Origin of the sequence: Deinococcus fonticola, assembly GCF_004634215.1 — a bacterium.
Classification (GTDB): Bacteria; Deinococcota; Deinococci; order Deinococcales; family Deinococcaceae; genus Deinococcus; species Deinococcus fonticola.
This window is the reverse complement of sequence record NZ_SMMH01000043.1, coordinates 1-20,877: the sequence shown is the minus strand read 5'-3', so window position 1 is coordinate 20,877 and position 20,877 is coordinate 1. Positions and strand designations below refer to the sequence as shown.

Annotated in this window: 23 protein-coding genes and 1 riboswitch; of the genes, 17 read left to right on the top strand and 6 right to left on the bottom strand. The window is 58.9% G+C overall.

Features of this window, described 5'->3' with window-relative positions; translation table 11 throughout:
- Window positions 1-490: transposase (locus tag E5Z01_RS17255; protein WP_167757990.1), on the top strand; the 490-nt coding region annotated here is incomplete at its 5' end.
- 42 nt (window positions 491-532) lie between these two features.
- On the opposite strand, the gene E5Z01_RS19655 is transcribed toward E5Z01_RS17255, so the two are convergent.
- On the bottom strand, window positions 533-718 hold the full coding sequence (locus E5Z01_RS19655; RefSeq protein WP_167757989.1) for a hypothetical protein: 186 nt from the start codon (window positions 716-718) through the stop codon (window positions 533-535).
- Here E5Z01_RS19655 and E5Z01_RS17250 point away from each other — a divergent pair.
- From E5Z01_RS17250 to E5Z01_RS17215, 8 genes are all read left to right on the top strand, one after another.
- Window positions 717-1,481 carry a GGDEF domain-containing protein gene (locus tag E5Z01_RS17250; RefSeq protein ID WP_167757988.1) on the top strand — a complete coding sequence of 255 codons (765 nt, stop codon included), beginning with the start codon at window positions 717-719 and terminating at the stop codon, window positions 1,479-1,481. The genes E5Z01_RS19655 and E5Z01_RS17250 overlap by 2 nt on opposite strands.
- 234 nt (window positions 1,482-1,715) lie before the next feature.
- A riboswitch (cyclic di-GMP riboswitch) is annotated at window positions 1,716-1,800 on the top strand.
- Between the two features lie 67 nt (window positions 1,801-1,867).
- Window positions 1,868-2,344 (top strand): hypothetical protein, encoded by a 477-nt coding sequence (locus tag E5Z01_RS17245; protein ID WP_135230492.1) that lies wholly within the window; start codon window positions 1,868-1,870, stop codon window positions 2,342-2,344.
- A gap of 94 nt (window positions 2,345-2,438) precedes the next feature.
- The gene (locus E5Z01_RS17240) at window positions 2,439-2,981 is read left to right on the top strand and encodes a hypothetical protein (protein WP_135230491.1); all 543 of its coding nucleotides are present in this window, start codon (window positions 2,439-2,441) and stop codon (window positions 2,979-2,981) included.
- 320 nt (window positions 2,982-3,301) lie between these two features.
- On the top strand, window positions 3,302-4,414 hold the full coding sequence (locus tag E5Z01_RS17235) for a substrate-binding domain-containing protein (RefSeq protein ID WP_205750508.1): 1,113 nt from the start codon (window positions 3,302-3,304) through the stop codon (window positions 4,412-4,414).
- Between the two features lie 14 nt (window positions 4,415-4,428).
- Window positions 4,429-5,190 carry a molybdate ABC transporter substrate-binding protein gene (gene modA / locus E5Z01_RS17230; RefSeq protein WP_135230490.1) on the top strand — a complete coding sequence of 254 codons (762 nt, stop codon included), beginning with the start codon at window positions 4,429-4,431 and terminating at the stop codon, window positions 5,188-5,190.
- 280 nt (window positions 5,191-5,470) lie between these two features.
- Complete coding sequence (locus E5Z01_RS17225) at window positions 5,471-6,232, top strand: ABC transporter permease (protein WP_135230489.1); 762 nt, start codon at window positions 5,471-5,473, stop codon at window positions 6,230-6,232.
- 49 nt (window positions 6,233-6,281) lie between these two features.
- The gene (locus E5Z01_RS17220; RefSeq protein WP_135230488.1) at window positions 6,282-6,506 is read left to right on the top strand and encodes a hypothetical protein; all 225 of its coding nucleotides are present in this window, start codon (window positions 6,282-6,284) and stop codon (window positions 6,504-6,506) included.
- Window positions 6,507-6,602: 96 nt separating this feature from the next.
- Window positions 6,603-6,839 carry a hypothetical protein gene (locus E5Z01_RS17215; protein ID WP_135230487.1) on the top strand — a complete coding sequence of 79 codons (237 nt, stop codon included), beginning with the start codon at window positions 6,603-6,605 and terminating at the stop codon, window positions 6,837-6,839.
- A gap of 230 nt (window positions 6,840-7,069) precedes the next feature.
- Here E5Z01_RS17215 and E5Z01_RS17210 read toward each other — a convergent pair whose 3' ends face one another.
- The 4 genes from E5Z01_RS17210 to E5Z01_RS17195 all read right to left on the bottom strand — a co-directional run bounded on the left by E5Z01_RS17210 (window position 7,070) and on the right by E5Z01_RS17195 (window position 9,963).
- Entirely contained in the window at window positions 7,070-7,816 is a 747-nt protein-coding gene (locus E5Z01_RS17210; protein WP_135230486.1) for a transposase, read from the bottom strand.
- 18 nt (window positions 7,817-7,834) lie between these two features.
- Entirely contained in the window at window positions 7,835-8,266 is a 432-nt protein-coding gene (locus E5Z01_RS17205; protein WP_135230485.1) for a hypothetical protein, read from the bottom strand.
- Window positions 8,267-8,577: 311 nt separating this feature from the next.
- Window positions 8,578-9,021, bottom strand: coding sequence for a hypothetical protein (locus E5Z01_RS17200; RefSeq protein WP_135230484.1), 444 nt, complete (start codon window positions 9,019-9,021; stop codon window positions 8,578-8,580).
- A gap of 3 nt (window positions 9,022-9,024) precedes the next feature.
- Window positions 9,025-9,963, bottom strand: coding sequence for a hypothetical protein (locus tag E5Z01_RS17195; protein ID WP_135230483.1), 939 nt, complete (start codon window positions 9,961-9,963; stop codon window positions 9,025-9,027).
- Window positions 9,964-10,066: 103 nt separating this feature from the next.
- On the opposite strand from E5Z01_RS17195, the gene E5Z01_RS17190 reads away from it, so the two are divergent.
- The 8 genes from E5Z01_RS17190 (at window position 10,067) to E5Z01_RS17155 (ending at window position 20,355) form a co-directional block, all read left to right on the top strand.
- Entirely contained in the window at window positions 10,067-12,046 is a 1,980-nt protein-coding gene (locus E5Z01_RS17190) for a DNA methyltransferase (protein WP_135230482.1), read from the top strand.
- Between the two features lie 30 nt (window positions 12,047-12,076).
- The gene (locus tag E5Z01_RS17185; protein WP_135230481.1) at window positions 12,077-12,895 is read left to right on the top strand and encodes a HipA family kinase; all 819 of its coding nucleotides are present in this window, start codon (window positions 12,077-12,079) and stop codon (window positions 12,893-12,895) included.
- On the top strand, window positions 12,892-13,761 hold the full coding sequence (locus tag E5Z01_RS17180; protein WP_240738535.1) for a DUF3037 domain-containing protein: 870 nt from the start codon (window positions 12,892-12,894) through the stop codon (window positions 13,759-13,761). The genes E5Z01_RS17185 and E5Z01_RS17180 overlap by 4 nt, the downstream gene beginning before the upstream one ends.
- Before the next feature lie 83 nt (window positions 13,762-13,844).
- Window positions 13,845-16,430, top strand: a complete 2,586-nt coding sequence (locus E5Z01_RS17175; protein WP_135230479.1) for a DEAD/DEAH box helicase family protein — start codon at window positions 13,845-13,847, stop codon at window positions 16,428-16,430.
- A gap of 233 nt (window positions 16,431-16,663) precedes the next feature.
- Entirely contained in the window at window positions 16,664-17,731 is a 1,068-nt protein-coding gene (locus E5Z01_RS17170) for a zinc ribbon domain-containing protein (RefSeq protein WP_135230478.1), read from the top strand.
- A gap of 100 nt (window positions 17,732-17,831) precedes the next feature.
- Entirely contained in the window at window positions 17,832-18,263 is a 432-nt protein-coding gene (locus tag E5Z01_RS17165) for a hypothetical protein (RefSeq protein WP_135230477.1), read from the top strand.
- Complete coding sequence (locus E5Z01_RS17160) at window positions 18,260-19,507, top strand: replication-relaxation family protein (RefSeq protein WP_135230476.1); 1,248 nt, start codon at window positions 18,260-18,262, stop codon at window positions 19,505-19,507. The genes E5Z01_RS17165 and E5Z01_RS17160 overlap by 4 nt, the downstream gene beginning before the upstream one ends.
- Window positions 19,508-19,782: 275 nt before the next feature.
- Entirely contained in the window at window positions 19,783-20,355 is a 573-nt protein-coding gene (locus tag E5Z01_RS17155) for a hypothetical protein (RefSeq protein ID WP_135230475.1), read from the top strand.
- On the opposite strand, the gene E5Z01_RS17150 is transcribed toward E5Z01_RS17155, so the two are convergent.
- Complete coding sequence (locus tag E5Z01_RS17150) at window positions 20,347-20,571, bottom strand: helix-turn-helix domain-containing protein (protein WP_135230474.1); 225 nt, start codon at window positions 20,569-20,571, stop codon at window positions 20,347-20,349. The two genes, E5Z01_RS17155 and E5Z01_RS17150, sit on opposite strands and share 9 nt — an antisense overlap.
- Window positions 20,572-20,877 lie beyond the last annotated feature (306 nt).

The following is a 20,877-nucleotide window of genomic DNA, read 5'->3' as shown; positions in this document are numbered from 1 at the left end:
GCTGATTGACTCTGAACCCATCCCCGTGTGCCGCTTCAAGCGGGCCAAACACTGCAAATTTCCACAGGCCAGTTTCGGCTTCACCACTCAGGGCATGATTTATGGTTTCAAGTTGCATGCCTGGGCGCTTCCCAATGGACGCATCGTGCGATACCTGATCCGGCCCGCTCACGAGCATGATCTGAATGCGGGTGAGCAGATGAATGCCGATTGGCCCACCTACGGTGGGCCGAAAATCATCGGTGACAAAGCCTATGTGGGTGGGGGCTACATTACGCCGCCCAAAACGAATGCTCGATATCCTGATCTGCGCTGGAGGGACGAATACCACGCCGCGAGAAAAGCTATCGAATCTGCCTTCTCTTCAGTGGCAGGGCGTGGCTTGCGTTGGGGACAGGTGAAAACCATCTGGAGCTTGCGGTTGAAGGTCGCGCTCGTCCTCATCGCTTATAATCTCCGTTTCCAGAACTTCGGCCCTGTCAACCCCTAATCGCCGTAAATTAATTCAGAAAGGGGCAAGAGGGGATCAGATCTACTGTGTGCTACGACGTTGCAGCAGCCTCTGAGTGATGCCCAGCGCCTGGCCCTGCAGGTGTTGAACGTCTCGGCGGCGATCTACCAGCTCGGCAGTGGGGTGCTGGAATTCCTTGAAGGCCACTTGCTGGCGGCTGCCTGGAATGGGCTGGGCGCTGCCCCTGGTGGTGGTGTGGTGGGTCATGCACGCGGTCAAGACGCTGCCGCATGTGAACGTTTTGCATGTGCTGCTCAACACGCAGTTGCTGGTGGTGGTGCTGGCCTTCACCATGTTGCCGCAGCGCTGGGCCATCTGGTCAAGTGTCGTCAGTTACGCCGGGGTCGTGGTCAGCTTGCTGCTGCTGCAGGTCATGAACTGGCAGCTTGTTCTGGATCAGGCTTTTCTGTGCAGCCTGGTGGGTGGGCTGGCCGTGGCGGGGCATAAGGTGGGCGCCGCGCAGTCGTCGGCGGCGCATTACTTTGACCTGGCCCTGCGGGATCCGCTGACTAGACTTCCAAACCGTCGAATTGCTGGGATTGCTTTCGAGGCGTGGCGGCAGGAGGGACAGCCCCTGGCGCTGGAGGAAGCGGCGGTACTGCTTCTTGACCTTGACCACTTTAAGCGCGTGAATGACGAGTACGGTCACGCGACGGGGAACCTGGCCTTGCAGGTCGTAGCGCAGACCCTGAGTCATCACATCCAGGGTGAAGATTTCGTCTGTCGCTGGGGTGGTGAGGAATTCCTGATCATGTTCCGGCGCATGGAACCCGGTTCGGCGTTGAGACGGGCCACGGAAGTGATTCGGGCGGTGGAGGCGATCAGTCATCCACAATTGCCGCCGCTCACCGTGAGTGCGGGCCTGGCCATGTTGAGTGAATTCACGGACGAGAGGCAGTTTATGGCGCTCGTTGATCAGCGGTTATACGCCGCGAAGGAAGCCGGGCGAAATACCGTCGTTATGCGTTGACGGCATCTCTGGAATTCTCGCTCCTGGTCAAGGCAGATGATGAACTTCTGCAGCAGGGGCTTGTCCCAGAAACGAGGCCGGTTTCTGGACTTTCTGTGTCCGAGCAGGGGAGGGCCGAACAAACAAAGCGTGGGCAGGCAGGCCAAGAAAGATGAATTGACCTTAAGGTAGAAACAAGTGCGAACTGTGTGACATGCCTGAGCCTACATTGAGTCATCTTCGTTCCGCATCGTGTGAGCGAAGAGAAGCGTTGATCCCCGACCTGTAATCCGGGCACCTCGGTCGGGTGGAGCCAGTGGTGCGACCGGCTTTTCGTCGATCTGACCTGACTGCGTGCCAGGTGAGACCTGTTCAGGTCGTTGTTTAACGGCCAAGGAGATTCACACATGCCCAACCGTACATTCACTGCCCTGTCCCTGCTCGCCCTGTTGACCTTCCCCACGATCGCCCTGGGCGCAAGCAGCACTGCAGACGGATTCAACGGTGCCACCCTGTCCGTCACGGCGACAGGCACGGCTGCCGAACAGGTAAGCTTTGAAATTCCCTCGACCAGCATCACGCTCGACTCGAAGGCCGTTCGCCCGGGGGGCACCTTCACCGTGACGGTTCCGGTCACGAACACCACAGACCGTCAGATCAACGTGGTGGTCACGCCGAACAAGGATGGGGACGCGGCCGCCAGCCTGACGATCACTGGGCTCGGGACGGCCACAATCGATCCGGACGCTTCCTCGAACATCGTTTTCACCTTCAGTTTCGCCGAAACCATGACGAGCGCTGAGGCGGGCAAAGCGGTGGTTGTGACCTTCGATGTGAAGGCCACCGGAACTTACGACTCCGGCTCGGGGAACACGAGCTTCTAAGATGCGGCGTCCGCCTATGTGGGCGAGAGGGGGCCAGCTCTGCCTGGCCTCTTTTGCCATTGGCCTGGGTGGAGCCGGCGTCGGTCACGCGCAAATGAGCGCGCCAGCCATTACCGTCAGTCCGGCAACGGCTGCCTCCTCCGGGCCGCCTACCGTTCTGGCCCGCAAGGTGCTGGTGCAGCCTGAGCGCATTGAGATGCAGTTGCCCGTGGGCTATACCACGGGAACCCTGGTCTTTACGCTTTTCAGCGACGTGAATACCGAGGTGGTGGTCAGGCCCCTGGATAGTCGGCTTAAATTCAGAGGAGCCGGGAACAACCTGCTTCGCCTGAATGCCTACACGCTTCAGACCGCGAACTTTGTGGTGCTGGAAGCGCACCGGGGCGTCATCGAGCTGCTGAACACGCGCGGAGAAGTGATTGAAAAGGTTCGGTACACGGTCGTGCCGCACAAGGCAGTGAATCAGTCGGCCAACCTGAGTTACAACCCGTTCAGCGGCCAGGTGAGCGCCGGGTATTCGGTCTCGACGGTGCCGGCGTCGTCCCTGGCTCCGAACATCAGTGCTGGCGTCGGCATGGGCTACGACATTCAGAAAGGCCAGCTGGGGGGCAGCGTGTACCTGAATGTTCGCTGGTGACCAGCAGAGAGCCGGAGGGGACGCCAGCTCGGGTGGAGAATCCCCGGGTCAAAGTGCGGTGGGGCACAAGTAGGCGTGATGCCTGCCGATTAATCTCTGCGCTGGCGTCCCTTCCTGGCTGCGTCCGGCGGCCAGCCCATGAGCTTTTGTGGAAAAAGAATTAGAAACGGCGGGTACAGGTCGCCCAAGTCGAGGTAAGCGGTCTGCGTCTCAAAATCCCGTCCCTGCTGGATTTCCTGGGCCGTGAGTCGAGGAAAAAGGTTCGGAGAAAGAGTCATTTCTTATTGACGACTCGTCTTCTGTAATTTACTTTATCAGGTGTGGATTCCAGCCCGTACATCCTGCGTTCCCAGGTACGCGCCTGGCGGGAACGCGCCGGAATGCGCCCGGTCGAGCTGGCCAGACAGGTCGGCATCACCCGGCAGGCCCTGCACAGCATCGAGACTGGAGCCTATGTCCCCAACACCCTGATCGCGCTGCACCTTGCCCGCGTCCTGAACTGCCGGGTCGAAGACCTCTTCAGCCTGGGTGAACCACAGGTTCAGGCCACGCTGATCGGTCAGGCGCATCTGCCCAGCCGTGTCCGCCTGGCCCAGGTGCGGGAACGCTGGCTGGCCTTTCCCACGGGTGGACAGGGTGGCCTGACCGAGGCGGCCGACGGTCTTGCCACCGAAGAAGCGGGGCCAGAGGTTCGGGTGGAACTCTTCAGCGATCTGGAACTGGCCCGCCGCACCGCCGTGCTGGCCGGATGTGACCCCTCGTTTGCGCTGCTCGCCACGCATGTCTCAAGGCACCACCCGGACACCCGCATGCTGTTGAACCCGGTGTCCAGCAGGGCGGCCCTGCGAGCCCTGGAAAGAGGGGAAGCGCATGCTGCCGGAATTCACCTGTATGACGCCACCAGTGGGGTGTCCAACCTTCCTTTCGTGCGGCAGGCTTTTCCTGAACGTGACCTGCACCTGTTCACCCTCTGGTCGTGGGAGCAGGGGTTACAGGTCGCTGCCGGTAACCCGAAAGGGATTCAGGGGGTCGCTGATCTTCTGCGCCCGGAGGTGACCTTGCAGAACCGTGAAGCTGATGCCGGCAGCCGCGTGCTGCTGGACGCCTGGTTGGATGAGGCGAAGATCGACCAGAGGGACATTTCTGGTTACCAGAATGAAGTGAACACGCCTCTCGGGGCCGCGCAGCGCGTCGCCAGCGGGCAAGCCGATGTGGCCCCTGGCCCACGTTCCGCTGCCGTGGCGCTGGGGCTGGACTTCATCCCCCTGCAAGTCGAGCGCTTCGACCTGGTGGTGCCCGCCGAATTCGTAAACCATGCCGGCGTGCAGGCCATCCTGAACGTCGTGCAGCAAGTTGCCTTCCGCAGCGAACTGCGGGCGCTGGGCGGCTACGACCCCGCGCAGGCGGGCGAACTCTGGAAAACCACCGCCTGAAAGGAGCTGGAAGAATGAAAGCCGGAACCGCCTTCCTCCTTACCCTGCTGCTGGGTAGCAATGCCCACGCCGCCAACCTCACGGTCTTCGCGGCCGCTTCGCTCACCGACGCTTTCACTGAACTTGGCAAAGCGTTCGACGCAAGAACCGGGAACAAGACCACCTTTCAGTTCGCGGGGTCGCAGGCCCTGCGTACCCAGATCGAGAACGGCGCGAAAGCGGACGTGTACGCCAGCGCCAACAACGCCCAGTTCGACCCGCTGGTGAAGTCGGGGATGATCGCCTCCGGTCAGCCCTTTGTCACCAACAAACTTGCCCTCATTGCGCCGAGAAGCAGTGCGAAAGTAACCACCCTGAACGATCTGGTGAAACCGGGTCTGAAGATCGTCATGGCCGACAAGACGGTGCCGGTGGGCGACTACACCCGCCGCATGCTCACCGCCATCGACAGGTCCGGCAGCTACGGCAGGGACTTCTCGGCCCGTTTCCTGCAAAATGTCGTTTCGGAAGAGCCGAACGTGCGGCAGGTGGCGCTCAAGGTGCAACTGGGCGAGGCCGACGCTGCGGTGGTCTACAGCACAGACGTGACCCCGACCCTGAAACCCCTGGTGCGGATGATCGCGCTGCCGACCCGCTTCAACCAGACTGCCAGTTACCCAATGGGCACGCTGAAAGCCAGCCCCAACAGCGGGGCCGCCCACGCGTTCGTGCAGTACGTGCTTTCCAATGATGGACAGAAAATCCTCAGGAAGTGGGGCTTCGGGAAGCCGCAGTAATGTTAGTAGCGCTTTTCTCAACAGGAGGAACCCATGAACAGCAGCACGCGCAACGCCCTGGAAGGCAAAGTTCTGAGTAGAGAACCCGGTACGGTTTACGTTATGGACTGAGGAGAACGGACATGAAACGAGGCTTTCCTGAAAAGAATGGAGCAGTCCAACGGGTCGTGCCTGGTAATGGCAAGGGCGGCCAGTACGTGAGCAACCTCGTGTCCTTTGCAGGTGTTCCGCGCTGACCACTGACCTTTTCCCTCGGCGCAGACGGCGTGTCGTCCCCGTTTTGCCATTCCTGCTGGGGACGGCGCTGGTGCTGTTCCTGATTCTGCCGGTGCTGGTGCTGCTGGTCCGTGGCCTTACCGCGTCGTTCTGGCCGACCCTGGGCAGCCCGGTGGTGCTCGATGCGCTGCGGGTGAGCCTGCTGACCACGGGCATCACGTTGCTGTTGACGGTGCTGCTGGTCACGCCCATCGCCTGGCTGCTGGCCCGCTTCGATTTTCCGGGCAAGACTGTGCTGGACACCCTGCTTGACCTCCCTATCGTGCTTCCCCCGGTGGTGGCTGGCGTGGGGCTGCTGCTGACTTTCGGACGCAGTGGTCTGCTGGGGCCTCCGCTGCAACTGGCGGGAATCAGCGTGGCCTTCTCGCCCGCCGCCGTGGTCATGGCCCAACTCTTTGTTTCCGCGCCCTTTTACCTGCGCACCGCAAAAGCGGGGTTTCTGGCCGTGCAGCGCGAAGTCGAGGAGGCCGCGCAGACCGACGGTGCAGACCACTGGGGAGTCTTCCGTTACGTGACCTGGCCGCTGGCTTTCCCCTTCCTGCTGGAAGGACTGGTGCTGACCTGGGCGCGGGCGCTGGGCGAGTTCGGCGCGACCATCCTGTTTGCGGGTTCCTTACAGGGAAAAACGCGCACCATCACGCTGGCGATCTACTCCGCGATGGAATCCGATCTCGCCCCGGCGCTGGTGCTGTCGGCCGTGATGGTGCTGGTGGCTTTCACAATGCTGCTGCTGGTCAGGATCATCACCAGAGACAGAAAGAGCTGAACGTTCCTGGTTAATGCCCTGTTAACGCTGCCCGGTTCACACTTCAGGCATGTTGAAATTCATTCGACACGAGGGCGAAAAAATAGCCATCGAGCACCGCAACAGGCAGCACGCCCTCACCCGGTGTCTGCGCTGGTACATCAAGCCCGGCCGCTTCCTGATCGATTGGGAAGTCCAGCGCTGGCATTTCACCAACCTGATCTCTGTGAAGATCAGCCGGCCAGTCCTGAGGAACGGGCGGCCGCTGGGAAACTGGAGATTGGTGGAGTACTGACTGAAGACCCACCCGCAGATCCGTTCACCCGTCTTGACTGGGACGCGGTGCCGGATGCCTGACAGAACAACATTCAAGGATGCTTACGGTGGTGGAATGGTACGGTTTATTCGTCACGAAGGCGACAAGATAGTGGTGGAAGTCGCTGGCCAGCAGCACACGCTGACCAGGCGGCTGCGTTGGTACGTCAAGTCGGTCGGCCTGTTGATTGATGAGGAGGTGCAGCGTTGGGCGGTGAACGATTTGCATGCCGTGCGGATAAGTCGCCCGATCCTGAAAATCGGCGGGAAACCCCTGAAGGCATGGGCCGTCAGCAGCTCTAAGACCCATTGAAAAACATCCTCTCCCTGTATTTGGGTTCGGCAGCAGGTCATCTGCCGGCATGAAAAAAGCGCCCGCTGGGGGCGCTGCCCTCCGCCTTCACTCGGGCGGCTCAGTTGTCTGGGTAGAGGCAGGTTAGCGGGGCATTGTTAAATGAGCGTCAGCCTTTCGTTTGAGATTGTGAGGATGACTGGATATGAAACAAATGCCTCGTGGGCGCGGGCCTGACGGCTTGACAAACTTTATGAGAGAGGGCGTAAAACCAGCGTCCAGCCGACTTCCAGCAACGTAATGGGGTCAGAGCATTTCTTCTTCCGTTTGCCCAGAGGTTCTGGATCTGGCCCACCTGGCAGTGCCAGGTGGGTAAACACTTCGAGGCCGCGACTGAGTGCCCAGCGCATGGCCCGTTCCCCAATCTTGAGATAACTCAGCCCACGTTGCCAATGCGCGTCGACCATTCGCCGTTTCCCTTCCGTGACGATCTGTACACCCTTGGTGACGAGAAAGAGCGTGGCCAGCGCCAGAACCATGACGAGCCTGTTCAGGCTCGTGACATCACGGAGCTTCGAGGATTCCAGCCCGTGGAGACCACTTTTATCGTCCAGGAAGCCCTCTTCGATTTGGAAGCGTTCGCCGTACTCAGCGAACGTTTCCAGGTCTGTCGGCTCGCTGCTCACGACCTGCCACTGCTCCTGAACGTCTGTGGGTCGAGCGACCGCGACATGGACTGGGCCAAACGCCTGCCCGGTGATGGCGACGTTGTGGAAACAGCGTGTTTCCCTGGGTTGGAGGCGAATGTCGTCGAGCTTGCACAGGCGCTGACCTGCAAGGTCAGCGAGGATCAGGTTCGACTTGATACGCATGCGGTAGTGCCATTTGCAGGCCCAGAGCCAATCCATGAGTTCACTGTCGCAAAAACCTCGATCAGCAAGGAGCCGAACGTCATGGATGCCCAACGCATCGAGGAGGCCTTTGACACGGGCGAGCACAGGGAGAAGTTGTCGGGTTCAAACCTGGGCGCTCTCGTGCTGGATGACTTCCTGATGCAGTGGAAGAGATCGTCCCCTGAAAGTGACAGCAAAGCGGATCAGGCAGAACTTTCCAAAGAGCATACTGGTGTCCAGAGCGAGCACCAGACGGTGCTCGCCCCAGTGACGAAGGGCTTGGAAGACTAGCGGCGCATAGATCTCGAAGGGATCAACCTTCGGGTTCTCTAGAAACCTGCGGGCCTGAATCTCTCGGCTTTGCGCGAACTGCGCTTTTGAGATTCGCCCGCTCACCCACGCGGGGATGGAGCAGATTCGGCTTTCCAAGCACCCTGCGACGAGCCAGGCACAGGTGTCCGCATTGCGGACATCGTTCCAGGAGAGGGCGCTGAGGAAGGGTCGGACATTCTGGTAGAGTCGGGGGACGTCCCCGAGGATCGTTTTTGTCGTCATAAACAGAAATTGTCCCCTATCGGGGACGTTTTCTCATACTTTCTGTCAGGCCGTCAGCCAGTCAGGGTCTCAGCCACGCTCTTGTCGTTCTTGGCAGCAAAGACGTTGCTGGTTTTGCTCTTCATCAACCGGAGCGGGATTTCTATGAAGGGCAGATCTTCCATTCTCACAGCGTAGCGGCAGAGCAGAAAGTTGTCTTGCGTATTCTGAGAATTAAAAAACCAGATGGCATGTCCCCGACTTCAGCAAAGTCTTGCCCGAACTTTCCAGAGGAAGAGGGGCGTCCCTGTAACTGCCGCTCGTACCACGACTCAGTTCTTAGCAATGGCGTGAAGTACATAGATAGTTTTCGCCATCTGCAATGCACTCAAAGCAAAGAGTGCGATGTAGCTGAAAAGGAACAGCCTTTTCCATCCCAGAGCCAGCTCGGCGGGGTATTGCCACCCAAAGACCATAACCACCAAGCCAAAAGCCGCTATGAGGTAAGACGTCAAAAAAAACTCGTTGATGACCTGCTTCCAAAGCTCTGGTCGTTGAGCTTGCAAAGCTTGCAAAAAGGGTCTATCCCGAATCGTCAACAGGATAGTAACAGCAGCAACCAGAAAACCCAAAAGCGTGAAGGCTGTTCCGGGAACGCCAGCGTAGCTTTGTTTGTAGAAGCCCTCTGCCCAGACGGGAGCCACCAACACCGACAGCAGTGCCACTACACCGGCAACTACGGCAGTCGGTTCGGGTCTGTTCAGCAGGCTGCGCATGCCTCATCTTACCTCGTCTCTAGCAAAATTTTTGTACCCCGTTATGATCTCAGCGAACATGGATGCGGAATCCAGAACACGTGCCCGCACCTGCACTGGCCGTGCGTAGAACAGGCACTTGGCTTCCAGAAGGTCAACGGTGTTCGTCCTCTGTCGACCTGTAGACGGGTTGGGCTGGCGAACTTTGGCAATAGCCCTATGCAACATGGGGCGGGCATCCCGGAGAACGGTGATGACCTCTTGCTGCAGTGCTTGCCCGATGCTTCTGGGCTGGCTGTCCGTGGCAGAACCTTTCAGGGTAATTGCGAAGCTTGTCGGCCCTTCAGGTAGATTGTCCATCGCCGTGAGGACGTCACCCAACCCGTTCGCCATGTTGCCGATAGCCTCGCCGTAACCCCTGTACACTTCCAGCTCGACCTCAGCAATCACACCGTCTACTTGGAGCCTCTTGTAGACTTCCGGGCTGATCAGGGGGGCTATTCGGGCATCAGTGACATTGATGGTTGGCTGCCGAACAAGTTTTTTCTCAATGTACTCGGCAAATTTCGTGTAGTGCGGGCCGTGTCCGTTGACCTCCATGGCAACCCGGTTCGAGTCCAGAAAATAGACGAAGTGAACAGGGTCGTAGTACCCAGCACCGTTTGGGATGCTCGGATCAGTCACGGTTCCATTGTGCTCAATCTGCGGCAGGAGGTCACGGCGGGTACTTGCCAGCCTTCCGCGCACAATCTGCTCCGCCAAGTCGATGTCAACGATGCTCATGGAAAGCACCCTGCCGTCATCGTCGTTCAGATAAGCGTTCTCAGCCGCTGCCGAATCAAAAGGCAGCTGTTCGATGTACTCAAAGACTTCCCGCATGTTGGAACGCACTGCACGGCTGGCGGCGTCCACTCCCATCACTTGAACGTTGTAAATACGCACTTTCTTCTGCACGCGGGTCATTTGAATTCCTCCATGTCGTGTTTTCCAAGGATACTCGGCGACGCCCCGCTGACCCGTCCTTCTTACCGCGCTGCTTCAACCTACCCGCTAAACTGTCACTTATATGCCCGTCGAACTCATGTGGGATGGAAAGTACAAGGACGGCAAGCGCGTCCAGCCCGTCCGCCTCGCCCTACCGTTCCAGACCATCGAGACCATCAACGAGAGCAACCAGCAGCGCATGCAGATGCTCGACATGTTCAGCAGCGGCGGTGAGGACACCGAGTGGCGCAACCGCCTGATCTGGGGTGACAAAAAGTACGTACTGCCCAGCCTGCTCGAAGAATTCCGGGGAAAAGTTGCTCTGATCTACATTGACCCGCCCTTCGCCACGGGTGCAGATTTCTCTTTCACGGCCCAAATCCCCGATGACCCCGATACCGAAGGTAACCAGGCTGCTAACTTCGTGAAGCAGCCCAGCATCTTGGAACAGAAAGCGTACAGGGATACTTGGGGACGAGGACTTGATGGGTTTTTGCAGTGGTTCTATGAAACCGCTAGTGTTCTCAAAGATCTTCTTGCTTCCAACGGTGGTTTATACGTCCATATTGATGCGAATATTAGCCATTACATTAAGGCTGTCTTAGATGATGTCCTCGGTCAACAACACTACATCAATGAGATTACATGGAAACGCACAACTACGAAAAATGATTATCAACAGGGTGCAAAAAATTGGCCCAGGGCGCGAGAGATAATTCTATATTATAGACTTTCTGAGTCCGGCGGTGTCTTCAATCAGCAGTTCTCGGCATACGCAGATGACTACAAAGAGACTCGCTATAAGAATACCGACCCCGATGGGCGTCAATATACGTTAAGCGATTTAACAGCTCCGGGAGCGGGAACAAGGGGACACCCAATTTATGAATTCATGGGAGTCACAAAAGCTTGGCGATATAACAAAGCAAAGATGGAGGAGCTACTTGCACAAGGACGCATTGTTCAGTCAGCGCCCGGTAAAGTTCCCAGGATCAAACGTTATCTCGATGAAATGCCGGGGATTGCTGTAACAGATATTTGGGACGATATTCAGCCTGTGAACTCGATGGCTGAGGAGCGCGTCAACTACCCAACTCAAAAGCCTGAAGCCCTGCTTGAGCGCATCATCAAAGCCTCTTCCAACGAGGGTGACCTTGTACTCGACTGCTTCTGTGGGTCGGGCACCACAGCAGCGGTGGCCGAGAAGCTGGGGCGGCGCTGGATCACCTGTGATCTGGGGCGCTTTGCCATCCACACCACGCGCAAGCGTCTGCTCAGCATCGAAGGCGTGAAGCCCTTCGTGGTGCAGAACCTTGGTAAGTACGAGCGGCAGGCGTGGCAGGCCGCCGAGTGGGAGAACGAGGAAGTTGGGCGGGCGCGGGAAGCCGCGTACCGTCAGTTCATCCTGAAGCTGTACGGCGCAGAGGAGTTTCCCGGTGGCACCTGGACGCACGGGGTCAAGGCGGGGCGGCTGGTGCATGTGGGCGCGGTAGACGCCCCCGTAACCGAGGGTGACCTGAAGGCCATCGTGCGCGAGGTCTTCAAGCGGGCGGGAGGTGCTGGAGCCAAGGCCGCAGCGGATGTGCTCGGCTGGGACTTTGCCTTCGAGCTGAACGAGACGGGCCTGAACATGGCGCGGGAAGCGGGCGTGGACATCAAGTTCAAGAAGATCCCCCGCGAGGTGCTGGAGAAGAAGGCCGTGGATCAGGGGGACATCCGCTTCTACGAGCTGGGCGCGGTGGAGGTTAAGTCCGAGGTCAAGGCCCGCAAGCTGACCCTGACGCTGGAGGACTTCCTGATGCCGCAGGACGACATCCCCGATGAGATTCAGAAGGGCATCACGCACTGGTCGCAGTTGGTCGACTACTGGGCGGTGGACTGGGATTTCAAGGGCGATACCTTCCACAACCAGTGGCAGGCGTACCGCACCAAGAAGCAGACCAAGCTGGAACTCAAGGCCACGCACACCTACGAGGAACGCGGGAAGTACACCGTGCTGGTCAAGGTGATCGACATTCTGGGCAACGACACCACCAAGACCCTGACGGTGGAGGTGATCTGAGGTTTGACAACGGGGGCGAGTGGACAGGCGTTGCCGAAAGCTGAAAGCCACGTTGATGCTGTCGGGCGCGGCGGGTCGAAGCCTCAGCGGTTCCTGCTGGACAGCGGGCTTGACCTTTGTGCCGTGAAGTTCCAGCAGTGTCCGCAGGGCCACCGGGTACTGTGCAACGAGTGGCTGGGGCATAACCTCGCCCAGTTCCTTGGGGTCAGGGTGCCGCGCTTTGGGCTGGTGCAGGTTCCGGCTGAGGCCCTGCCGCCTGGTGGGTTGACGGTGCTTGACCCGGAAGACCAACCTGTGGCGCTTCAACCGGGCATCCACTTCTACTCGCAGTGGTTGGAACCTGCGACCGAACTGACGCCCAGCGATCTGGTGATGAAGAGCCTGTTCAGCGACATCCCTATGCTGGCTGGGGTCATCTTGCTGGACATGCTTATGGACAACTGGGACAGGGAACTGAGCAATCCGAACCTGCTGGTCTCCCGACATACGGGAATAGCTCAGATCTACATGGTCGATACCGGGAACGCTTTCGGCAGCCCTTTCTGGGGACTGGGCGACTTGAACCCGGCCTACTCGCGGTTCAACAACCCGGACGATCCACTGCCCTACTACTCCCCACACCTTCCACTGCTGCGGGCTATCAACGTGACGCAGGATTTTGCTCCCTTCCTGCACCAGTTGAGTCTGGTTGACCGGACTATGTTGACAGGGTTAGTGAACGCTCTACCCTCTGAGTGGGGGGTCACTGTCACTGAAGGTGAGGCTTTAGTAAACTTCCTAGACGCCCGTGCCCGGCAAATACCAGCGCACATGGCGCAGCGCCTGAAAAGGAGGGAGTGGTGGAAATGACGGCTCAGCACGCAAAAACCGAACCTGAAGCAGCTCCCAGAAGGGCGCTGTATGCCATTGTGCGCTACGTCCCCAGCATTCTGCGCGGCGAGTTCGTCAACGTGGGTGTGCTGGTGGTGATTCCGGGAGCGACAGAGTGGAGCCTGACCCAGTTGCCCGGTTTTGGCAAAGGATCACATGCCAAGCGGCTGCCCGGCAGTGACGGCATCTTCATTGGACATGCCATGACCAGCCTGCGCGACATGCTGGAGCGCATGAGCCGTGAGCCCTGGACAGAAGAGCGGCTGGCGGCGCTCTGTGCCATGTACGCCGCCAACAATGTCCAACTCTCGCCCCTGCGGAGTGCTGTTGCTACAGATGCCAAGGCGCTGAGCGAGTTCATGTTTGCGCGATTCGTGGAAGATCCGACTGCCAAGACCGAGAAAACTGTCCGTGGCAAGCGGGTCATCCGCGAGAAGGTCAGGAAGATTTTCGCAGCCCAGCACCTCTTTGAGCTGGGCCTGGAAGAAGACTTTGTGTTGCCCGTCAAGTCCCGCCCCGTGGTTGACATGGCGTACAAGAACGGGGTCTGGCACTGCTATCAGGCTATTCCCTTCGACTTGCCTGAGCGCGACGTGGTTGATTACGTCAACGCTTATCGCATGGTGGCCGACGATGCTCAGCATTCCAGTGATGCCGACCTGCGAGAGGGCGTCTTTGTGGCGTTCACCAATGAGCATGGTGATCCCACACTCCGCGACGACTTGATAGGAGTGATGCGGGAGGACGGTATTCAGGTGGCTCACGTGGATGAAGCCCCTGCTATTGCGGATGACATCGCGGCTCACCTGCGCTCCCACGACAGTCAGCAGCCTTTCCACGCCTGATTCTCGGCTGATGTTCTGAATGTCTGCCTCTAAACTGAGGGCATGTCGACAAACCGCGCCTGTACCGTTGCAGGAGCCTGCTGATGGCTGCCCGCAAGAAGGCATCTGCCGCAGACGGCACCCTCTTTGACGTTTCCGAATACATGAACACCGCCGTGTGCGTTCCCAAGTTGCGGGAGGCGGTGCGGGAATGGCGCGAGGGTGGTTACAAGGGGGTCACGGACACCACGCGCCTCCTTCTCAGTCACTGGTTTCTGAACGAGCACCGCCTGCCCAGTGGACGCCCATTCAAGTACCACATGGCGCAGCAGGCCGCACTGGAGACCCTGATCTACACCTGGGAAGTGACCGGTGTGCGTACCCGCTTGGGGCTGCTGGAACAGTTCGCGGTGAAGGAGCTTCTTCAGGGTCAGCAGCTTCCCAAGGACGACGGCCTGTCACGCCTGGCGCTGAAGATGGCAACGGGCAGCGGCAAGACAAAGGTCATGAGTCTGGCGACAGCGTGGCAATACTTCAATGCGGTGCGTGAGCAGGACGAGATCGCTCAGGCATACGCCCGCTCCTTTCTGGTCATCGCCCCGAACGTCATCGTGCTGGAACGCCTTGCAGAGGACTTTCAGGGAGGCCGCATCTTTCAGGTCGACCCGGTAATTCCACCTGCCCTGAAAGCCTTCTGGGACATGGAAGTGGTGGTGCGGGGCGAGGGTGGCAACTCCGTCAGCAGTTCTGAAGGCGTGCTGTACGTGACCAACATCCAGCAGCTCTACCCGGAGGATGAAAAACCTGCCAGCAACCCACTGGATGATCTGCTGGGCAGCAAACCACCCAGCTCTCTGACACCGAACGTGCCCTTCACCGACCGCATCGTGAAGCGCGGCACTCCGGTGATGGTGCTGAACGACGAGGCCCACCACACCCATGACGAGGGCAGCGCCTGGAACGGGGTCATCCGTGACCTGGCCGCGAAAGTCCCGCTCAGCCTGCAACTGGACGTGACGGCGACACCACGCTTCCAGAAAGGCGGGCTGTTCCCTTGGGTCATCTACGACTACCCCCTCAAGCAGGCCATCGTGGACGCCATCGTGAAACGCCCGGTGAAGGGCGTCACCAAGGCGCAGGAGGAAAAGTCCGACATCGCCAGCGTACGCTACCAGGCGTTCCTGACGGCTGGGGTCAAACGCTGGCAGGAGTACCGTGACGCGCTGAAGCCGTTCAAGAAGAAACCTGCGCTGTTCGTGATGATGAACACCACGGCAGAGGCCGACGATGTGGCGGACTGGCTCCGCGCCAAGTACCCGCAGGAGTTCGGCGGCGACAGCACGCTGGTCATTCACACAGACAAGACCGGTGAGGTCAGCAAGAAAGATCTGGAAGCCGCCAGAAAGGCTTCCCGCGAGATTGACAATGACAGCAGCAAGGTCAACGCCGTGGTGTCAGTGATGATGCTGCGCGAGGGCTGGGACGTGCAGAACGTGACGGTGGTGGTGGGCCTGCGCCCCTACACCGCCAAGGCCAACATCCTCCCGGAACAGGCCATCGGGCGCGGCCTGCGCCTGATGTTCCGTGGTCAGGGTCAGGGGTACACCGAGCGGGTGGACATCATCGGCAACCGGAACTTCCTCGCCTTCGTGGAAGACCTGGAGAAACTGGAACAGATCAAGCTGGATGCCGAAGACCTCGATGGTGGCCCACCCGTCATCATTCCCCAGATCTGCTTCGTGCCTGAAAAAGCGCAGTACGACATTGCCCTGCCGCAACTCAGTCCTGCCCTGACCCGTAAACGCAGCATTGCCGACGAGGTGGCAGCGCTGGATGTCATGGGCTTCAAGCACCAGCCCCTGCCCCTCAAGAAGGGCGGCAAGGAAGCCCAGACCTTCACGTACGAGGGCAAGGACATCCTGACGTTGGAAACGCTAGTCAGCAAAGAATATGAGATTCAGGGGCCGCAGACCGCAGGCGAGGTCATCAGTTACTACGCCAAACGCATCGCCGCTGATGTGAAACTGCCGGGACAGTTCAGTGTGATCGCTCCCAAGGTCAGGGAGTGGTTTTCAAGACGTGCCTTCGGACAGGAGGTCGACCTCGAAGAGCCTGCGGTGATTCAGGCCATGAGTTCCAACGTGGCCCAGTTCGTGGCCCTCGACCTGTTTACCAAGGCGATCCGGGGACTGAGCATCGAGGAGCAGCAGCCGGAGGTCATCAACGAACCTCTGCGGCTGTCCAGCATCGAACCCTTTCCATGGACGCGCCCGGTGTACGAGGCGAACAAGACCCCGTGGAATTTTGCGCCCTGTGGCAACGCCTTTGAGAAGGAGTTCGCCAAGTTTCTCGACATGGCGGAGGACGTCACGGCTTTCGGAAAACTGCACGAGCAGTTCCCGTTCAGCATTCCCTACGTGGACGGCAATACCAACCTGCGCTACTACCACCCGGACTTCGTTGCCGTAGGCACCGATGGCACCCACTGGGTCATCGAGACCAAGGGGGCCGAGACCGAGGAGGTGCAGTACAAAGACCGCGCCGCCGCGCAGTGGTGTGAGAACGCCAGTGAACTGAGCGGGACGCTGTGGCGCTACCTGAAAGTGCCGCAGAAGCAGTTCAAAGGCCTACAACCCGAGTCCCTGGCAGACCTGGACGCCCTCAGTCCCGCTGGGCCGCTGTTCAACTGAACACTCAGACCTCTGCAGGGAGAGCAGGGTTCGCCTGGTCAATCAGCGAACCGCACAGCAGCGCAACTGTTCATGAACGCACAGCTTTGAGGTCAACACAGAGAATCAAAACCTGAAGCTCCACAGCGGCAAGACCTCTCAAGGCACCAGCGCTCCGCGCTGGTCAGAAGGGAAGGGTCTGAACATCATCTGCAGGTGATGGACAGGCAAAACCGCTTTCAAGGGAGTCTCCTGTGATCAATTACAACCTTCGCATCTTGAGGGAGTCGAACTATGTACTCCACTCACTCGTTCAGTCTGGTGTCTTGAAACAAGTATCAGAAAACGTGCCGGGGGCGTCCGGCACCGTGTTCAAACTGACAGAAAACCCAGATGTACTGAGCCACTTCCAGTTCAAGATCGGGCAGCAGACCCTCCAAGCACAGCTTTATGTTCTCCCCCCTGAGGAGTATGCCGGATTGGTGACTGCCTCACCGAGGTTCGCGCAGTTTGACGTCGCACATCTTCTGCCGGCGCTTACCCAGCCGATGGACAGCCTGGGAAAGGAGGCGTGGCTGCAGCAATTGGTGCAAGCTCTCCAGGCTGAGGCGCAAGTAACTCCTGCACCGCATCTGTTGGCGGATCAACACGTCACGCCAGCTCCCTGGGTGCCCGAACGTACTCGCATTTTTCAGAATGACTCAGGCTGGTTCTTGAGCCTCTTCTTTGAGAGGGCAACTGTGCAAACCATCAGTGGGATTGAGCGCTCTGCCGTGGGCATCGACGTTGGCCTGAATACGCTCGCTGTGGCAGTACACCGCACCGGTCTGGTGCACCGGGCCGCAGGCATCTCCGAAGTATGCATCACTGCAAACCAGCTGGAAGAGTGGTGCCCTGGCGACCACCACACGCAGTGCGAGGTACAGCGCCACCTGCTGTTGCTCCAGCATGCGGCGGCACGGCTGGAACTCCAGGAAATGGTGCGCTTGCTGCTTTCCAGCGCCTCCTTCGTGTATTTTGAAAACCTGCAATACCCGAACTGTTCTCGCGCGTTCGCACGACGCAGCCGGGAATTGGGGCTGCGTGATTTTTTGATGTGTTGGCTGCCAAAAAGGCTCGATGCTGCGGGGATCAGGTGGCAGCGAGTGCCGCCTGAACACACCAGTCAGTTCTGCAACCTGACTCACCTTCGAGGTGAGCGTGACAGTAGTAACCACAAGCGGTTCTTAAACGGCAACGGAACCATTGTTGATGCCGATGTCAATGCTGCTCACAACATCATCGCCGTTGGGATGGCTTACCGACTGGAGCGCGGGTTGTGAACTATTGGACGCGTATGAAACGTATCGAAAGAGACAATGAGGTGATGTAGTAAATCGCCAAAACCCTACAGCAGGGGATGCTGAGTTCAGGAGGAAAGAAATGAATTCTGAACATCCTGAATCAACTGCGCCTGCCGAGAAAACAAAGCCCCTGCGCCAGAAACTCAGCATCCTGCTGCGCGATGTGCCCCCAGATGAGTGCTGCTTGATCCTCAAAAACTTTGAAGCGGCAATCATGCGTGGGGTCGTAGGAGCGCTGCCACTGGCTGGGCAGCATTTTGGGAAAGTAGTGGTTATGGAAGACGGCCAGAAAAAGCGCTGTACGGTGCAGGATGAAGTCGTCGTTGTCGATGATGGATGGACACGATGGCTGACAGACCAGCGCCGTGAATCTCGCTACAGAGTCTTGGCCCTGAACGGTAAAGTGGCGACAACCGTTGAACGTATCAAGGACGGCCAAGACGACTTTGAGCGCTTGCTGGACATCAGGCGCAAGTTTCTCAAAGGCCAGCAAAAAGGTGGTGAATCGTGACCATCCGTCCCGGCCCCCGACCGAGGCACGAAGGGGTCTCTGAGCAGGAGCGTGAAGCGTTCCGGCAGCTGCTCAGAGACGGCGCGTGGACACCGGATGAGACCAAGGCGGCACTGGGTCGAAAGCGGATGTTGGAATTGCATGAGGAGAACTATCTGTCAGTGACTTACACGGCGATGGGCCTGCTGGTGCTCCCCAAAGCGCATGGTCGCGTCGCCGCCACCGGGAGTTGCGACAAGCCCAGAAGCTTTGCCCGCTGCATCAACACGGCCTACCAGCGCCTCGCGCTCCAACGCCTGGGCTGGGAAGTGATTCTTGATCCCGCCCGGCGTCCACCCACGGCCCGCGACGATCTCACTCCGGTGCAGACGCCAGAGGGAACTGTACTGCTGACAGCTCAGTTCGGCTCAGGGCGCGGCTGCTCGGTGGAAAAACTGGAGAGCTTGGTCACACAGTGGCGCAGTGAGGCGTTGTTCCACAACCTGCGGGTGGTGGTTTTGACGCCGAACGTGCGCCGTGGGAAAAGGTTGCAGGAGCGTGAAAGTTCATGGTTGAAACTCGTACACTGCTTGCCGCTAGCGGAAGCCAAGGGAAGGGTCATGTACCCAGCATCAGACGATCCGCGTGCCAGTGAAGCTGCCCTGCACGTCCCCACTGATACAGCTCTCCCGGAGCTGACCCGGCAGATCCTCTGTCTCTCTCGTGATGCGCGTCTTCACCATGCCAGACGGGCACTGGCGGTGGATTCAGTGATGAGTACCCAACAGTTGCGACGGCATTACGGCCTGGAAGCAGGCGACCTGCAGGACACGCCGTATGTTCATGCTCTGATCCATCCGTGCCATGGTCGCTACGGCCTTGAAGTCTCAACCCGGTTCTTCTTGGCTTCACCGCGCATGCAGTACGTACACCACCATCACCTTGCCCACCGGGCTGGCCTGGCCGAGATGAGGATGCAACTCAGTGTCGAAGCGGACACGAGTGTCTGGCAGACGGAACCGCGTTCACGCCTCAGTTACGAGCAGCCTGACGCGATCTGGTGCACACCCAAAGGCAGCGTCGCCGTTGAGTACGACACCGGGTCGTACAGCATGTCCACGATTCAAAAAAAGCGTGAAACCTTCAGCGATCGGGGCTTCGCCGCAACGCTCTGGGGCGTGCCAGCGGCGAAGCGGCAGCAGAGGCTACAGCGAGAATTTGGGGAGGAGGTGATGCTGGCCCAGTGGTTTAACAGGGAGCGCTGACAACAGAACCCTGAACAGAAAAGTGCGTCTCAAAACCCACGTCAGTGAAGGAAATGACCCTTGGCGGCAAAGACCGTTCAAGGGTCTTCGCTTTGCTTCGCCTCCAGAAATTCCCTCAAAACAGGGAGTTCAGACGGAGTTTCCCTAATGAATAAGCCATCAATTCTCTTCTGTAGCGTTCCGGCTCCACGCCCTGAACGCGAGGTACCCACCGTGACAAAAAACCACTCGCCAGCCACCGATGCTCTTCGCTTTTCAAACCGTGGAGCCGGACGATGACCCGGCTGCACGATCTTTACTACGGGCCAAGGTCACAACATCTTGCCCGCTCTCAGGCTTCTGACTCTGCTGTGCAGGAGGTGGTCATTCATGCCCCTGCTACTCGCGCACTGCGTACCCATTTGCGCTGCACCGGACGGTGGTGGGGCGGCCCGATCTTCGGATCGCTGCAACAAGGTACGGTGGGGATCGAATACATCACGCCAGGGACAGTGCCGGGAAGCCGCACGGCTCTCGACACACCGCTGGCGATGGATGCGGATTACGTGTTGGGATGGGCCGATGCCCTGAGCGCAACTCATCAAAGTCAGCTGGACTGGCAGGGGATGTGGGTCATGGCTCCTAACGCAGAGATGCAGGATGCGCTCGATCAACTCCGCTGGGTATATCAGGCACGGCAGCAAGGACTGCTCACCGAGGAGCGGGCGCTCCTGTTTGTGGGCTGGCAGGAAGGGCGACTCTCCGGGGTCGCGTACATCCAAAGGGATGAGCCGGAAGCCATCCCCGTCGCCTTTGAAAATGGGGGCATCACGCCCCTGCTGCCGCGCACGCCACGGGCGTCAGAGTAGGTCGCGCAGTGAGACGTCCAGTGCCTCTGCCAGCGCGGCCATATTGTCGATGGACACGTTGCGTTCGCCCCGCTCGACCTGGGCGATGTATGACCAGTTCATCTGGGCTTTCTCCGCCACGTCCTCGAGGGTTAGTTTCAGTTCTTTTCTGCGTGATCTCAGCCGCTCGCCAAACATGCGGCGAGTATCACTGGGGTCACGCTTTACTCTGGCCATACACCGAGCGTGACCGCTTCACCGATTACGAGTACAGTGAAACTTGGTACTATCAAATTAGGTACAAAACGGAGGAACCATGCGCACAGTCACCCTTGCTCTCCTGCTTACTCTCTCTCCTGCCTTAGCTGCTTCAGTAACTGTGACCACAACGGGGCTTCCCGCCGGAGCTACAGGTACGGTAATGCTCCAGGGATTCCTTCCAAAAATCGCCTGACCGATAGGAGGGTCAGGCAAACTGGAGGAACTCTATGGGAAAGCAGCGCAAAACTTGGGCATCTGGGGTCAAGGAAGAAATCGTCCTGG